Here is a 16454-nt window from a genome sequence, read left to right as displayed (position 1 = left end):
AACATCACACCAAAAGCGCAGCCGGGTTCTCAAGATACCCCTTCACCGTCCCCAGGTATCCCGCAGCCATCGCGCCATCGACGATCCGATGATCACTCGACATCGTCATCGACATCTCGTGCCCCACCACCAGTTCCGCCTCGCCATCCTCGTCATACTGCACGAAAGGCCTCTCGATCGCCTGCCCCACCGCCAGAATCGCCGCATTGGGCGGGTTGATAATCGCCGTGAAGTGATCCACGCCGAACATCCCCAGGTTCGAGATCGTGAACGTCGAATCGCTCATCTCCTCGATCGTCAGCCCCTTCTCGCGCGCCTTCTTGGCCAGCCTCTTCGTCTCAGCCGAAATCTGCCGAAGCCCCATCCGGTCCGCATCGCGCAGCGTCGCCACCACCAGCCCGCCCCCGCGCTCCTCAGGCAGCGCAATCGCCACCCCGACATTCACCCGCCCGTGCAGCGCGATCGCAGGCCCCTTCTCGACCCACGAACTGTTCACATACGGATGCTCATGCATCGCCAGCGCACACGCCCGCACCAGAAAATCATTGACGCTCAGCTTCACGCCCTGCGATTCCAACTGTTCATTGAGTTGCTCGCGCAGCGACAACAGCGCATCAAGCCGCGCCGACACGGTCACCTGATAATGCGGAATCGTCGTCTTGCTCTCGACCAATCGCTTGGCAATCGTCGCCCGCATGTTCGAGAGCGCCACGGTCTTGCTTTCAAGGCTCGCCCCCGCAGCCGGCATCGTCAGCCCCGCGCCGCGCCCGCTCGCGCTCGAACCGATCGCCGACTCCACATCCTTGCGCACAATCCGCCCGCTCGGCCCGCTACCCTTGAGCCTCGACAGATCCACGCCCTCATCCGCCGCGATCTTCCGCGCCAGCGGACTGGCAAACACCCGCCCGCCGTCGCTGTGATTCCCATTGCTCGACGCCCCAGCCGATGCCGCTTCCTTCTTATTTTCCTTCGGCGATTCCTTCGCTGTCGGCTTGTCATTGGGCGCCAATTTCGTCGCTGTGCTCGAAGAGCTTGACTCCTTCGCGCCGCCGCCTTGCGCCGACATGCTCTCCTTCTTCGCGCTGCCTGCAGCCTTGGCCACATCCTCGCCCTTCTCGGCCAGCACCGCAATCACCGAACCCACAGCCGCAGCCTCTCCTTCAGCCACCGCCAGCCGCGCAACCGTGCCGTCATCAAACGACTCGAGCTCCATCGTCGCCTTGTCGGTCTCGATGTCAGCAATCACCGAGCCCGATGTGACAGCATCGCCTTCCTTGACGTGCCACTTGATGATCGTCCCGCGCTCCATGGTGTCTGACAGGCGGGGCATGGTAATTTCGATCGACATGGGCTGGTTCTCCGACTAATAGGCAGTGATCAAAATCGATCAGGCGCGCACAACACTCCGGACGGCTGCGGCAATCCGCTCGGCGTTGGGCAGGTACGCTGCTTCGAGGTTCTTGGCGTATGGCGTCGGGACATCGACTGTGTTGACGCGGACGGGCTGATGGTCGAGATGGTCGAATGCTCGTTCGACGACCTGGGTGCAGACTTCGCTCGCCACGCCGCCGAAGGGCCAGGACTGATCGACGACGACGATGCGGTTGGTCTTTTTGAGACTTTCGATGATCGAGTCGATGTCGAGCGGGCGGATGGTGCGCATATCGAGGACGTCGCACTCGATGCCTTCGGCGGCGAGTTTCTCGGCGGCGTCCATGCAGAAGTGGACCGGACGGCCCCAACTGGCGAGGGTGACCGCGTCGCCTTCGCGGGCGAGGCGGGCTTGGCCGAAGGGAATGTAATATTCCTCTTCGGGGACGTGGGCCTTGTCGCCGAGCATGCGTTCGGATTCGAGGAAGAAGACGGGGTCGGGGTCGCGGATGGCGGTTTTGAGCAGGCCCTTGGCGTCGTAGGGGTTGGAGGGGATGGCCATCTTGAGGCCTGGGACGTTGGCGTAGAGGCCTTCGACGCACCAGGAGTGGGTGGAACCGAGCTGGCCTCCGGCGCCGTCGTTGCCGCGGAAGACGATGGGGCAGCCCCACTGCCCGCCGGACATGTAGAGCATCTTGGGGGCGTTGTTGAGGATGGGGTCGGCGGCGACGAGGCTGAACGACCACGACATGAACTCGACGATCGGGCGCAGGCCATACATCGCGGCACCGATCATGGCACCGGCGAAGCCGTTTTCGCTGATGGGGCTGTCGATGATGCGTTTTGGGCCGAACTCTTCGAGCATGCCCTGGCTGACTTTGTAGGCGCCGGAGTATTCGGCGACTTCTTCGCCGAGGAGGAAGACGCGGGGGTCGCGTCGCATTTCCTCACTCATGGCTTCGCGGAGGGCCTCGCGGTACTGGATGATGCGGTCGCCCTCGCGGCTGGGGAGGGGCTTGGTGAAGTCGGGCAGTTCCCACTCGCCGAGGGCGGGGTGAATTTCGGTTTCGATGAGGCGCATGGGGGGATTCCGGGGCCTGGAAAGGGCTGTTTTTGGCTGAACCTGGGCAAGGCGATCGCGCCGGTGCGGTCGCAAGGGGCATTCTAGGCGGGCAGGGGAGTGGGCTTGGGCTTGGGGTGCCTGCGGTTGTGGGGTGAGTTTGTGGGAGCGGGAGTTGGGGGGCGCTTTGGGCGGGAACGCCCGCGCTTGCGCTTGGGCCTCTTTTGGGGTGGGCGGCGCGGAGGACGGTGGAGGCGGCGCGGCGGATGGTTTCGAGGTCGCGCGGGGTGCGGGCGAACGAGCGGAGCATGGTGGTTTCGAGGGCTGAGAGGGCGACGAGTTGGAGTTCGGCGGCTCGGAGGGCGGCGCGGCGGTGGGCGAGACGCTCGATGCGGTCGAGATGCTGCTGAATATCAGGTTGCTCGATCCATTCGGCGAGATCGGAAACTTTCATGTTGGCCTGGTGCGCGATCTCGGGGAGGGTGAGTGCGGGATCGAAGATAAGATTGATGAGGGTGCGGTCGGATGCGGAGAGTGTGGGCGGAGCGCCCAGGGATTGGGATCCCTGGGCGTTGGGGAGGGTGGTTGGAGAACCCAGGGATTGGGATCCCTGGGCGTTGGGGTTGGGCAAGTTGGTGTTGAGCATCATGGATGTTCATGATGGGCCTTGGGCGACGGATTGCAAGGGGTTTTGGAGGTTGGGTCGGGATCTTGCGCGCGCGGGTGGGGGATGGGGGGAGATTTTTGGGTTGGTGAGGTCGTGGATGTGTGAGATGGATGTGTGAGAGCCCAGGGATTTGGATCCCTGGGCTTTGAGGTATCGGAGGGATGATTGCAAACAAGGGTGGGGTGATGGGACGGGTGGAAGAAAGGCAGCACCGATCACGCAGAGCCGTGATCGGTGGCACGGGGAGGTGAAGCACGGATTGCGATCGGTGCCACGCCGCCCCGAATCACGGTAGGTGCTGCCCCGCCTATAGCTACGGTACCCCGCCTCATTCGGGGGACGGCGTCGCCCGAGGCGCTGACAGAATTTCACTCAAACGGCGCTTTACATCGTCGTCGCGAGGCTGCCCAACAAATAAATAGGTTGAACGGTTCGTCCGCTGTAACGAGCCATTTTGCACCCATTTCTTTAACAATAAGCTCGCCTGAGTTTTGGCTGAGGGAGCGTCGCCAATCGATGCCCAGGTGCGCAGATCGCAATTAGTTATAAAACCTTTATTGAACGTCCGCGCCATAGACGCGGCAAACTCAAATAACTGCTCTTCCTCCGCAGAGGACAGCCTTTTCGAATCAACACCCTCATCTAGAATCAGCTGTGCCCACCGAGATAAATAGACGCGATCGTCTTCTGCTCTGTACCAAGTCGCGCCTCTCATATCGCTAAGCAGCTCGAGAAGCAGGTCATTGTACTCCGGACCAAAGAACTCTCTCAATTCGCCAACTGGCTTGTCTCTCCAAAGTACAAGGGAAAGGCCGACGATCGCTCTTTGCTCATCTTTATAATAATCCCTAAGACGAGTGAGAAGCTTTACAAGTTTTTCATCGGCAAAGCCGCCAAAAATGGAAAGGGACCAACGATTATTCTTGCCTGCTCGGCCAATTTTCACGTTTGGCGGCAAGTGACCATATTTTATCGACTCGCGATAAATGACCCTCTTGCCTCTGCCAAGCTCTTCTACAAATTCGCAAAGTCTAAGAAATTCCACCAGCGACCTGTTATAGGTGTAGTGTTCTGAGGAAAGCCAGCGATTGGCCAAGGCGGCCGCGCCAGCCGCACATAAATTGCTAATTATAACCCTATCCTTGTAGACTTCAACGAGAATGTCGCCACCACTGTCAAAGTAATGGGCATGTGCAACCGCATTCGCAAAAGATTCGTGCAATGCTTCGTCGTTGTAAATCTTATCGGCTACTCCGAGTATTTCTTGAGTATATAGCTGAATCTCATGGCGGAAGTCCGGAAGGAGAAGTAGTCCAAGTGGTTCGCGGCTTCGATTTTCTATGGGGTCGCCGTCCTGGTTATACTTGACCACCCGAAACTTAGTTGGACCGAAGAGGATTCGGGAAACATTGGTATCAGCAATTCTCAGACTTTGGAGCGCTTGACTCGGAGTTAGGCTTGCAAGATGGTCCATATCATCGTTGTGTGAAATAAACTTCTTTAAAAATAATGACGCAACTCCATCGTTGATATCACCTGACCACGGCTGGGCGGAGTAGTCATGTAGACCGGGCATCTCTAGCGAAATGTGCATTACATCTTCCGATGTGAGCCTCTTTGTAGTCGTGCCAATCACTCTATATGCTGAATCATTCCATTTGGTTACTACGCCAGGGCAAGAAACGGAAGCAACTACAACCCATCGCCCTTTACAAGAAACGGCTTGTATAGAAGTGCATGCCTGCGGAGGATCGAGATACTGGCCGATATGACTGGCCATCCGATGCTCGGTTTCCTTTGCCCAATTATCGGACGGACCCACGACCTCGCCTGTGTCGTTAACACCGATGACGATAAAGGCGGAGTCCGACATCCGCGCATTCGCCTGGCCGCTCAGGTCCTTCCCCACATCCTGTGACCAATTTTGCTTGAGTTCCACGTTAGGATAGCGGTGCTCGACGAGTTGGCCACCATTGAGTAGTTGCATCAGTTGGGAGAAGTCGTCGACCATCGAAAATAGCTGTCCTTCTTACCCCATGTGCTTAATGATGTCATCCCCGAATTCGGAGCACTTGCGGAGGGTGGCGCCGGGCATGAGGCGTTCGAAGTCGTAGGTTACGGTTTTGGCGGTGATGGCGCCTTCGATGCCTTTGATGATGAGGTCTGCGGCCTGGGTCCAGCCGAGGAAGCGGAGCATCATTTCGCCTGAGAGGATGACGGAGCCGGGGTTGACCTGGTCTTTGCCGGCGTATTTGGGGGCGGTGCCGTGGGTGGCTTCGAAGATGGCGTGGCCGGTGTCGTAGTTGATGTTGGCGCCGGGGGCGATGCCGATGCCTCCGACGCATGCTGCGAGGGCGTCGGAGATGTAGTCGCCGTTGAGGTTCATGGTGGCGACGACGTCGTATTCGGCGGGGCGGGTGAGGATCTGCTGGAGGAAGGCGTCGGCGATGACGTCTTTGATGATGATTTTGGATGGGTCGGCTTTGGCCTTGCCGTTGAGGGTGGGGATGTGGGTGATGGAGCGGGAAGCGGGCGGCTGGAAGCCTCCTCCCCGGAGTTGATCGGAAGTGGGTGGCTGGAAGCCTCCTCCCTGGAGTTGATCGGAAGTGGGCGGCTGGAAGCCGCCCCCCCGTTGGAAGTCGCCCCCCCGCTGGAAGCCGCCCCCTCGGAGTTGATCGTTATTCAGATCGATGACATGCCATGGGCCGCCGTCGAGTTCGGTGGCGCCGTAGTGGTCTTTGGCGACCTGATAGCCCCACTTCATGAAGGCACCTTCGGTGTACTTCATGATGTTGCCCTTGTGGACGAGGGTGACGGAGGTGCGGCCATTGGCGATGGCGTAGTCGATGGCGGCTTTGACGAGGCGCTCGGTGCCCTTCTGGCTGATGGGTTTGATGCCGAAGCCGGAGGTCTTGGGGAAGCGGAATTTTTCGTAGCGGGATTCGAAGTGCTTTTTGAAGAGTTTGCGGAATTCTTCGCAGTCGTCGGTGCCTTGTTCGAACTCGACGCCGGCGTAGATGTCTTCGGTGTTTTCGCGGAAGATGACCATGTCGGTGAGTTCGGGGTGTTTGACGGGGGATGGGACGCCGGTGAAGTAGCGGACGGGGCGGAGGCAGGTGTAGAGGTCGAGGATCTGTCGGAGTGCGACGTTGAGGGAGCGGATGCCGCCGCCGGTGGGTGTGGTGAGTGGGCCTTTGATGCCGACGAGGAAGGTGCGGAAGTCTTCGAGGGTTTGCTCGGGGAGCCATTGGCCGGTTTTGTTGAATGCTTTTTCGCCGGCGAGGGTTTCGTGCCAGGTGATTTTTCGTTCGCCGTGGTAGGCTTTTGCGACGGCTGCGTCGAAGACTTTGACGGATGCGTTCCAGATGTCGGGCCCGGTGCCGTCGCCCTCGATGAAGGGGATGATGGGGTGGTTGGGGACGTGGAGGCCGGTGTCGGAGTTGGTGATTGGGGAGGCGGCTGCGGTGGTCATGTCTCGTGCTCTCCTTGGCAGGTTGTTTGTGGAGAGGATGATAGCGGGCGGGCGGGGTGAATTGCAGGGTTGTGGTGTGGGGCGGGGGGTGTTTGCGGGTTTTGATTGGGGTTGGATGCTGAGGAGTGAAAGTTGGGGAGATCGGAACCTTGGGGGAGTGATCCACGAATCGTCCAGAGCCTGTTCGCTTGGCGGGTCAGAATGTCGTAGACTGTGGACTGTGCCGGGCGCGTGTGGACCCTTTGCGGGGTTTGGGTGAAGCGGGCTTCTGGCCGATTGGATGAAGAGTGCCGCGGTGATGCGGCGTGTTCGGCGGACGCTGTCAGAAGATGGGGCAGAACATGAACGGAATCAATGGAGTGAATCGCATGAAGACGACGGTGCTGATGGCGATTGCCGGCGCGGCGATTGGGTTGTGCGGGGTTGCGCATGGGCAGCAGGCTGGGCGCGTCGGGGGTGGCGTTGCTCCGGCGGAGGCTGTGAGGCTTGATGTGCCGCTGAACAAGGTGCGTGATTCATATCTGGTTTCGCGGGCTGATGGTGCTTCGAGTGTTGCGACGAAGGTTTTTGATGCTGCTCCGGGGATTGAGATTCCGGGGTTTGTGCTGTACAACCAGGTGGTGGTGCGGGCCGGGAGTGCGGACGAGGTGCGCAAGGCATTGGCGTCGAGGCCGGGCAGCGTTGCGACGGGTGCGACGGCGGTCGTGAGTGCGCTGGAGTTGCCGGGGTGGTTCCTGATTGACACTGGGACTGTGCGGCAGGCGGTGGAGATTGCGACGCATCTGCAGGGGCAGTTCGACTCGGTGACGGTGGAGCACAGGGCGCCGGCGGTGAACATGAACATTCCGTTCAACGATCCGCTGCTTGGTGACCAGTGGCACCTGTTCAACGATGTGAATGTTGGCCATGACCTTGGTGTTGCGTCGGTGTATGGGATGGGGATTACGGGTCGCGGCGTGACGGTGGGCGTGATCGAGGCGGGAGAGGACAACTTCCTGATCGATCACCCGGACCTTGCGGGGAACTTCAACGCGGCGCGGTCGATGGGGATGACGCTGTTCCCGGTGGATCAATCGCACGGGACTGCTGTTGCGGGGCTGATCGCGGCGGTTGCGAACAACGGCGAAGGCGGCGCGGGAGTTGCGCACGGCGCGACATTGGCAGCGATTCGCAATGGGAGCACGCTTCAGACGATGCAGGCGTTCAACTGGCAATCGCCGACGATTGCGATCAAGAATAATTCGTGGGGTTTTTCGAATTTTCCTGCTCCGCTGATCATGCACTTTACGAGCCCGGACTATGTGATGGACGCGATCGAACGCGCGGGGAAGTTTGGGCGTGGCGGGAAGGGATCGATCATCGTGTGGTCGTCGGGCAATGAAGGGCAGTATCTGAGCTTCTTTGGCGCGCGGTCGGACTACACACAGATGACGGCGTCGCGCTGGCCGATTGTGGTAGGTGCGGTGGGCGAGGATAACAATCTGGCGTCGTACAGCAATGCGGGTTCGAGCGTGTTTGTTTCGGCGTATTCGGCTGGCGATGCGGGCCGGGGGATGACGACGACCAATGCGCCGAGTTTCCTGAATCCGGGCCTGTATACGGATATGTTCGGCGGGACGAGCGCGGCGGCGCCGGTGGCATCGGGCGTGATTGCACTGATGCTTGAAGCGAACTCGGGATTGACGCTTCGGGATGTGAAGCACATTCTTGCGGACACGAGCCTGCCGGTGAATTTCGCGAACGATGGAGTGTATTTTTTCACTCCGGCATCCCCGCATCCGTTTGGGAACACGTACTGGCAGGTGAATGGCGGCTTCAAGCGTCACAGTGATGCGTATGGGTTTGGGCTGATCAATGCCGAGGCTGCGGTGAATGCGGCGATGAGTTGGGTGAGCGTGAAGAAGCCGGAGATGTTTGATACTGGGATCGTGATTGTGGGCGATTCACCGCCTGATGCGGAGTTTGTGGAGTTTCCGCCGGAGAGCGGAGAGTTCTACATCAATCATGCACTCAATGGGCCACAGAGTTCGGTGCAGAGTTTCTGCGTGCGTCCGGACGCGGTGCTTGAGGAGATTGAGGTGACGCTGACGATCGAGGGGGCCTGGACTGGCGACCTGATGATCACGCTGCAAAGCCCGTACGACACGCTTTCGACGCTGGCGGTGCCGAGGCCGGACCCTGTGGGTTCGTACACGGAGTGGACGTTTACGACGTACAAGCACTGGGGCGAATTGACGAGCGGCAACTGGACGATCACGATCACGGACTGGATTCCGGCCGAGCCGTTTGATGACAATGACGGCGAGTACACGGTGGACCTGGCGCCGTTTGGATGGGACGGGATTCCTGGGGCGGCGGAGAAGACGTGGGTGAGTTATCGCGTGCGGATGTACGGGAAGCGTGTGAGCGATGGAGAGTTCTTCCTGTGTCCGCCGCTGAATCAACGTTGTCCGGGCGATATGAATGGTGACGGGATCGTGACGGTTGAAGACCTGATGATTTTCCTTGATTTGTGGTACGCGGGCGATCCGTGGGCGGATTTGAACAATGACGGTCTGATCACGTACGCGGACTTGCAGATTTTCCTGACCAACTGGTCTCCTGGGTATTGCGATCCGGGGCCTGGGCCGGGCGGGCAGAACGGCCGTCCGATGCCTGGCGGGGGCGATGTTGGCACGCCGATCGGACCTCCCGGGTCGTAAGGTTTTCGAGAAGATGGAATGAACTCAGAGCGGCGCATGGGCGCCGCTCTTTTTATTGGAGTGCGCAGGAATTGCGCGATGAGTGTTTGCGTGGGGCGTGTGTTGAACCGGATTGCGCGGAGGGGGTCGATAGTTGTGAGATGAACACGTGTGAGATGAAATCGAGAGCTCCGACGGCTGCGGATTTTGAGACTGGGCGTGGGCTTGCGTTTGTGCTCGGTGCGTTTCGGAGCGGGACGACGCTGCTGCGGAAGATGCTTGATTCGCATTCGCGGGTGTACAGCCCGGCGGAGACGTGGTTTCTGCTGCCTCTGCTGAACATGTGGGAGGGGACTGGGGAGAGCCCGGTGTACAAGCCTGGGCAGGCGGCGGCGGCGATCAAGAGCCATTTGTCGCGGGAGCAGTTTGTTGCGTGCTGCCGTGCGTTTGCGGGGCGGTTTTATGCGGCGAACATGCCTGATGGGGCGTTGGTGTTTGTGGACAAGACTCCGCCATACCTGCCGATGGCTGGGGCGCTGCGGGTTTTGTTTCCGGAGGCGAAGTTTGTGGTGCTGGCGCGCGACCCTCGCGGGATTCTGTGGTCGCGGCATACATGGAGGCACGCAGAGGGCGCGATGCTTGAATCGCAGATCGGTGGTGTGGCGGGCGATGTGCGGCGGCTGGGGGGATTCGTGCGTGAGCAGGGCTGCTGCGTGGTGCGATATGAAGAGTTATGCACGAGCGCGGAGGACGAATTGCGGCGAGTGTGTGCGCACCTTGGGCTGGAGTTTGAGCCGGGGATGGTGGCGTATGGCGGGCGCGAGCACCACGAGGGGTATGGAGATGAGAACACGCGGAGGTTCGGACGGCCTCATGAAGGGTCGGTGCGCCGATGGGAGATACCTGAGGCGGTGGAAGCGGAGTTGATGAAGATGTGCGGGGAAGAGTCGCTGGAGTCGCTGGGGTATGGAGGCACGGTGAAGGTGTGAGGCAGAGTGGGCGCGGATCAATCTTCGGATGGGCGCGTCATGGTCATTGGATCGAGGAGGCGTGCGAGTTCGGCTTCGGGGAGAAGTTTCTGTTCGAGGGCGAGTTGACGAACGGTCTTGCCTTCGCGGTATGCCTGATAGGCGAGTGCGGCGGATTTGTCGTAGCCGATGACGGGAACGAGGCTGGTGCACATGGCGAGGCTGCCTTCGATGAGGGAAGCGCAGCGTGCCTGGTCGGGTTCGAGGCCTTCGAGCAGGTTTGAGGTGAAGACGTTTGCGGTGTTTGCGAGGAGGGAGATGGAGTCGAGGAGGTTTGCGATCATCATTGGCATTGCGACGTTGAGGTCGAGGAGTGATCCGACGCCTCCGAGGCCTCCGACCATGATTGCGGTGTCGTTGCCGATGACCTGGCAACAAGCCATGATGGCGGCTTCGCAGATGACGGGGTTGACCTTGCCGGGCATGATGGACGAGCCGGGCTGGACGGCGGGGATTTTGAGTTCTCCGATGCCGCAGCGTGGCCCGGACCCGAGCCAGCGGATGTCGTTTGCGATTTTGGTGATGCTGACGGCGATGGTGCGGAGGTTTGCGCTTGCGCCGACGATGGCGTCGCGGGTGTGTTGTGCTTCGAAGTGGTTGGTTGCTTCGCGGAAGTGAACGCCGGTGACGCGGGTGAGTTCTGCGGCGACGAGGCCTGCGAAGCGTGGGTGGGTGTTGATGCCGGTGCCGACGGCGGTGCCTCCGATTGCGAGTTCGCCGATGACGTGGAGGACGCGGTGGAGTCGTTCTTCGGCGTGTGCCATTTGTGCGGCGTAGCCTGAGAATTCCTGCCCGAGGCGGATTGGGGTTGCGTCCTGTAGGTGTGTGCGGCCGATCTTGACGATGTGATCCCACGCGGCGGCTTTGCGTTCGAGATCGTTTTTCATGCGGGTGATGGCGGGGAGGAGTTGATTCTTGATTGCGATGCCGGCGGCGAGGTTCATTGCGGTCGGGAAGGTGTCGTTGGAGGACTGACCCATGTTGACGTGATCGTTTGGGTGGACGCCGCCTGCGGTGAGGTATGCGGCGTCTTTGGAGGAGCCGATTGGTTTGTTGCGTGCGATGCAGACGAGGTTTGCGATGACCTCGTTGAGGTTCATGTTGGTGCTTGTGCCGGAACCGGTCTGGAAGATGTCGATGGGGAAGTGCATTGCGAGGCCGCCATGATCGGGGAGGGCGTTGTGGATCTGATTGCATGCCTGGGCGATGGCATTTGTGCGATCAGGATCGAGTTTGCCGAGTTTTTCGTTGGCGTGTGCGCATGCGGACTTGAGGATCGCGTATGCCTGAATGAGTTGTGGCGGAACGGGGCGGCCTGAGATTGGGAAGTTGAGGACTGCGCGTTGTGTGGATGCGCCGTAGAGGACGTCGGCGGGGACGGGCATTTCGCCCATTGAGTCTTTTTCGATGCGGGTTTTTGCGGAGATTGTCACGAAACGCTCCTTTTGTACGGCTTAACTGTAGGAGGTGCGGGTGTTGGTTCGAGGGTTGTCGAGGCGATATGCTTTTGGCACAGCGGGAACCCGAGCCATGGACCAAGCGAAGAGTTGAGCACTGCTCGCTCGGTTTGAAGGCGCTGACCGTGGCGGCTGGCCCGATGGAGACCATCGAATGAGGCGTACAAGGGTGCTTGGTGTGATGGGCGTTGTGGCGTCGATGACGATGATGGCCAGTGCGCAGGAAGTGTGGTGGGACGTTCACAGCGTTTTGACGCTGACGAGGCCGAAGGAATGGAAGTTCGCTACGCGACTTGGCGTGGGGAACTTTGACGATACAAGCCCGAGTTCGGATCGTGTGTATACCGCGACAAAGTCGTTTGACGCGATGAGCGGGAATGTTTTTTTTCCGCTTGCGCCGTCGTCGAGTCATGCGCAGGTGTTTCTGGATCATCTGGATGTGAAGTTGTTCATCAACGATCAGTTGGTGGATGATGAGCCGCGGGTTTTTGTGAATCGATCGGAGGGGGTGCCTCTGCCTGGTGGGACGTTTCTGGTGGAGATGAACTTCGGCGAGATTGCGAAGGTGCGCCAGATGACGTTGCAGATGACGACGTATGGGCGGAGTTGGCGTACGGAGTATGACGAGGCGAAGGCGCGGACAATCGGGTGGCCGACGGACTGGCCAGCGGTGTGCAAGTCGACGTTTGAGCCGGAGATGTTTATCGATTATGGTCCTGATGGGCCTTATGACCTGACGCAGGTGCGCGAGAAGGTGCAGGAATGGACGGAGGGGAACCCGCAGGCGTTGGCGCCGGCGTTGACAGCCAAGTGGCTGGCGATGAAGGTTGCGCAGTCGTATAGGGTGAGCGGGCGTGGAGTGGATGGTCCGGCGGGGCCGCTAGGTGGGCTTGGGGCTGCGACGACGGCGTTTGGCGCGTTTCATGTGGAGGGTCCTGAGCGTGCGCTGCGTGAAGGGCGTGGGTCGAAGTTTGATCTGGTGACGCTGCTGGTTGCGACGTATCGGGCTGCGGGGATTCCGGCGCGTGTGGTGATCGGGTATGACTATCGCAGGCCTTTGAACAGGCCGAGGCCGGGCGATGCGGATTCGTTGCGGGCGTGGGTGGAGTTTGCGTTGTATGACGAATCGGAGGCAGATGAGAAGCGTCGGCTGGCGTGGATTCCGGTGGACATTGTGAAGTTGCAGGCGAGTTCGGCGTGGACGCAGCAGTTTGAGCGGCCGCTGAAGTATTTTGGGACGCATGATGAGCTTGATGAGGTGATACCGATTTCGTATCACTTCACGGCGCATTGGGTTCCGGGGTTTTCGTATGGATCGTTTGTGAGCGTGCTTGATCGCAGGTCGAGGAAGTTCGGGCCTTCGTTGTGGTCGTGGAACGTGATGCCGGCGATGCCTGCGATTGCGGGGCAGTTTCTGACGTTTCAGCGTGATGCGCCGATGGCGCAGTTTGTGGATGCGATGCCTGAGGGTGTGCGCAAGCAGCAGCGGCGGCCTTGAGGCGCGGGCGGAGAGTCAGGCGCGGGTGAGCCGGGCGGTGAGTGTGAGCAGGCACTTTTGTGACTTGATGATCTTGCGTTTGAATCGCAGGGCGTGGTAGGCGAGGACGAGGGGGCCCTTCATGTAGCCTGTTGGGCCTTCGGATTCGAGGAAGGCGTACTGGCATGTGCTGTAGCCGGCGCGGGTTGCGGCGGCGGTGATCTGCCGGGGCGAGTTGCACTTGTATTGAACGGGGTAGTGGTACGACTCTTCTTCGCCTCGCTTGAGGAGGCGGAGGACGAGTTCGTCGATTTTGAGCTTGTGCATGAGCGAAGCGCTGATGGTGAAGTAGTGTCCGGCGTTGGGGGTCATGAAGATGTGGACGCCTCCGGGCTTGAGGCAGCGTGCGGAGGCGGCGAGGAATTTTTCGGGCTCAGCGACGTGCTCCATGACCATGAAGCTGTAGATGACGTCGAAGTAGGATTCGGGAAGCGTTGCGGTTTCCATGAGTGCGTGCTGGAAGTGATCGAAGAGACCTTCGCGCGGGGTGACCTGATCGTCGGGCTCGATGCCCCAGAACTCGTCGATGTATGCGCGCATGGCTTCGGTGTAGACGGTCTGTCGTCCGATGCCTCGGCCGCAGCCGATGTCGAGCACGCGGACGGGGCCTGCGGATTCGCGGCGGACGCGTTCGCATTCCTTGATGACGAGGCGTGAGAAGACGCGGCGGCGGTCGGAGGTGAGGAGGAAGTTGTACTGTTGAGCGAGTTTATCGAAGGGATCGTCGTCGTAGGGTCGCTGGGGGGCGATGGTTTGAGCAAGCTGAGCCGAGAGGGTTCGGCCGGCGGGCGTGATGATGTCGCTGGTGGCGGAGGGCGAGTGGGTTGCGTTTGTCATCGAGGAAGCCTCGCTCATGGGCGGGAGGATATGGAGTCGGGGGGACTGCGACAAGGGTAATAACCGGTTTCGACGGGCAGATACCAAACAGACAGAGGGTTGCGGGGTGTTGAGAGGAGATAAGGGGCCTGTGTCCGTTCCCCATCGGCTGGGTCTTGACCAATCGTTTACAATCGGGCATCATGTCTGAACCGGCCCGGAGTTTCGGGTCGAGCATCTTTTGCTGGGAGGCTTCACACTATGGCTGTACACAAACCCGAAGACATCCGCAATCTGTGCCTTGTGGGTCAGGCGAGCAGCGGCAAGACGACACTGGCCGAGCGGCTGCTGTTCACGAAGGGCGTGATTCAGCGGATGGGGACTGTGGAGGATGGGAACACGGTCAGTGACTTTACGGAAGAGGAGAAGCACCACAAGCATTCGTTGCGGCCTTCGATGCTGCATTTTGATCATGAAGGGCACATGGTGAACATGATTGATGCGCCGGGGATGCCTGATTTTCTGGCGCATGCGATCAGTGTGTTTCCTGCGGTGGAGACGGTGTGCGTGGTGATTGATGCGGCGCGCGGGATTGACACGGTGACCCGGCGGATGATGAGCGTTGCGGCGGAGCGGAATCTGCCGCGGATGATCATCATCAACAAGATCGACGATGGAAACGCGGATATCGAGTCGCTGGTGGAGGCGCTGCGTGAGGAGTTCGGCGCGGTGTGCCTGCCGATCAATCTGCCGACGCCGGATCGGACGGATGTGGTGGGCGTGTTTGATCCTGTGGTGAAAGGTCCGACGCTGTTTTCGAGTGCGGAGGATGCGCACCAGCAGATTGTCGAGCAGATTGTGGAGATGCAGGACGAGTTGCTGAATCAGTATCTGGAGGAGGGGGACGACGCGAACCTCGACAAGTCGAAGTTGCATGACGCGTTCGAGGCGGCACTGCGCGAGGCGCACCTGATTCCGATCTGTTTTGTGTCGGCCAAGACGGGGGCTGGTGTTGATTCGCTGTTGCACATTTTTGCATCGCTGCTGCCGAATCCGCTGGAGGGAAATCCGAGGCCTTTCATGAAGCGTGATTCGGATGAGGGCGAGGAGTACGAGTTCCATGCCGAGCCGATGATCGACAGGCCGCTGATTGCCAACATTTTCAAGATCACGACGGACCCGTTTGTGGGCAAGTTGGGTGTGTTTCGGGTGCATCAGGGTTCGATCCGGGCCAAGACTGAGGTGCTGATCGGGCATAACAAGAAGGCGGTGCGGATCGGGCATCTGCTCAAGCGGCAGGGGAAGGAATCGCATGAAGTGGAGGCGATTGGTCCTGGGGATATCGGGGCTGTGAGCAAGATTGAAGAGGTGTTTTACGATGCGGTGCTGCACACGGGGCATGAGCTTGACAGTCTGCATCTTCGGCCGCTGCCGCTGCCCAAGCCGATGTTCGGGCTTGCGATCGAACTGAAGAATCACGCGGATGAATCGAAGTTTTCGGGAGCGATGGCGAAGTTGCTTGCGGAGGATCCGAGCCTGAGGATGGAACGGATCGCGGCGACGAAGCAGACGGTGCTGCGTGGGCTGGGCGAGTTGCATCTGCGCATTGTGATTGAGCGGATGAAGGAGCACTTCGGGATTGAACTGGTGACAAGCCCGCCGAAGATTGCGTACAAGGAGACGATCACTGCCAAGGCCGACGGGCATCATCGGCATAAGAAGCAGACTGGCGGAGCGGGGCAGTTTGGGGAGGTGTATTTGCGTGTGGAGCCGCTGCCGCACGATCATGAGTCGGGGTTTGAGTTTGTGAATGCGACGGTGGGCGGCTCGATCCCGAAGCAGTACATGCCTGCGATTGAGAAGGGGATTCGTTCGACGCTTTCAGACGGTGCGGTGGCGGGGTATCCGTTCACGGGTGTGCGTGTGGAGGTGTATGACGGGAAGTATCACGCGGTGGACTCGAAGGAAATCGCGTTCATTACTGCGGGTCGCAAGGCGTTCATCGATGCGGTGCACAAGGCCAAGCCGGTGCTGCTTGAACCGATCGTGACGCTGGAGGTGACGTGTCCGAGCCAATACATGGGCGATATCGCGGGCGACCTGTCGACGAAGCGTGGGCGTGTGCAGGATACGCGGGTGCTGGCGGGGGGCATGTGCTGCGTGGTGGCACAGGCGCCGCTGGGTGAGTTGCAGAACTATTCGAATGAACTCAAGAGCATCACAGGCGGCTCGGGTTCGTACACGATGGACTACTCGCACGACGAGAACACGCCGGCGCACATTCAGCAGGAAGTGATTGCTGCGTTCGCGGGGCACAAGGACGAGGACTGAGTTTGCCAGCCGATTTTTACCACGGATAGCGTGC

At 59.9% G+C, this 16454-nt stretch carries 10 protein-coding genes; 4 read left to right on the top strand and 6 right to left on the bottom strand.

The genetic code is table 11. From position 1 onward, the window contains the following. Nucleotides 1-4: 4 nt before the first annotated feature. The 4 genes from KF757_02830 to icd all read right to left on the bottom strand — a co-directional run bounded on the left by KF757_02830 (nucleotide 5) and on the right by icd (nucleotide 6570). Nucleotides 5-1348 (bottom strand): 2-oxo acid dehydrogenase subunit E2, encoded by a 1344-nt coding sequence (locus KF757_02830; protein ID MBX3321905.1) that lies wholly within the window; start codon nucleotides 1346-1348, stop codon nucleotides 5-7. 39 nt (nucleotides 1349-1387) lie between these two features. After that, nucleotides 1388-2452 (bottom strand): alpha-ketoacid dehydrogenase subunit beta, encoded by a 1065-nt coding sequence (locus KF757_02825; protein ID MBX3321904.1) that lies wholly within the window; start codon nucleotides 2450-2452, stop codon nucleotides 1388-1390. 974 nt (nucleotides 2453-3426) lie between these two features. Continuing rightward, nucleotides 3427-5109 (bottom strand): hypothetical protein, encoded by a 1683-nt coding sequence (locus KF757_02820; GenBank protein ID MBX3321903.1) that lies wholly within the window; start codon nucleotides 5107-5109, stop codon nucleotides 3427-3429. Between the two features lie 18 nt (nucleotides 5110-5127). Next, the gene (icd, locus tag KF757_02815; protein MBX3321902.1) at nucleotides 5128-6570 is read right to left on the bottom strand and encodes an NADP-dependent isocitrate dehydrogenase; all 1443 of its coding nucleotides are present in this window, start codon (nucleotides 6568-6570) and stop codon (nucleotides 5128-5130) included. A gap of 368 nt (nucleotides 6571-6938) precedes the next feature. Between icd and KF757_02810 the strand changes: the two genes are divergently transcribed. Together KF757_02810 and KF757_02805 are read left to right on the top strand one after the other, a co-directional pair. Further along, on the top strand, nucleotides 6939-9272 hold the full coding sequence (locus KF757_02810; GenBank protein MBX3321901.1) for a S8 family serine peptidase: 2334 nt from the start codon (nucleotides 6939-6941) through the stop codon (nucleotides 9270-9272). Nucleotides 9273-9427: 155 nt separating this feature from the next. Further along, a complete protein-coding gene (locus KF757_02805; GenBank protein ID MBX3321900.1) occupies nucleotides 9428-10240 on the top strand; it encodes a sulfotransferase in 813 nt (270 codons plus the stop codon). Nucleotides 10241-10257: 17 nt separating this feature from the next. Here the strand turns inward: KF757_02805 and KF757_02800 are convergent, their stop codons facing one another. Continuing rightward, a complete protein-coding gene (locus KF757_02800) occupies nucleotides 10258-11673 on the bottom strand; it encodes a class II fumarate hydratase (GenBank protein MBX3321899.1) in 1416 nt (471 codons plus the stop codon). Between the two features lie 217 nt (nucleotides 11674-11890). On the opposite strand from KF757_02800, the gene KF757_02795 reads away from it, so the two are divergent. Beyond that, nucleotides 11891-13234, top strand: coding sequence for a transglutaminase domain-containing protein (locus KF757_02795; protein MBX3321898.1), 1344 nt, complete (start codon nucleotides 11891-11893; stop codon nucleotides 13232-13234). 15 nt (nucleotides 13235-13249) lie between these two features. Here KF757_02795 and KF757_02790 read toward each other — a convergent pair whose 3' ends face one another. Continuing rightward, complete coding sequence (locus KF757_02790; protein ID MBX3321897.1) at nucleotides 13250-14110, bottom strand: class I SAM-dependent methyltransferase; 861 nt, start codon at nucleotides 14108-14110, stop codon at nucleotides 13250-13252. 240 nt (nucleotides 14111-14350) lie between these two features. Here KF757_02790 and KF757_02785 point away from each other — a divergent pair, with 240 nt between their 5' ends. Next, a complete protein-coding gene (locus KF757_02785) occupies nucleotides 14351-16420 on the top strand; it encodes an elongation factor G (GenBank protein ID MBX3321896.1) in 2070 nt (689 codons plus the stop codon). The last annotated feature ends 34 nt before the right edge of the window (nucleotides 16421-16454 follow it).

This window comes from Phycisphaeraceae bacterium (assembly GCA_019636795.1).
In the GTDB taxonomy this organism is placed as follows: domain Bacteria; phylum Planctomycetota; class Phycisphaerae; order Phycisphaerales; family UBA1924; genus JAHBWW01.
This window is presented reverse-complemented; position numbering and strand designations above follow the sequence as displayed.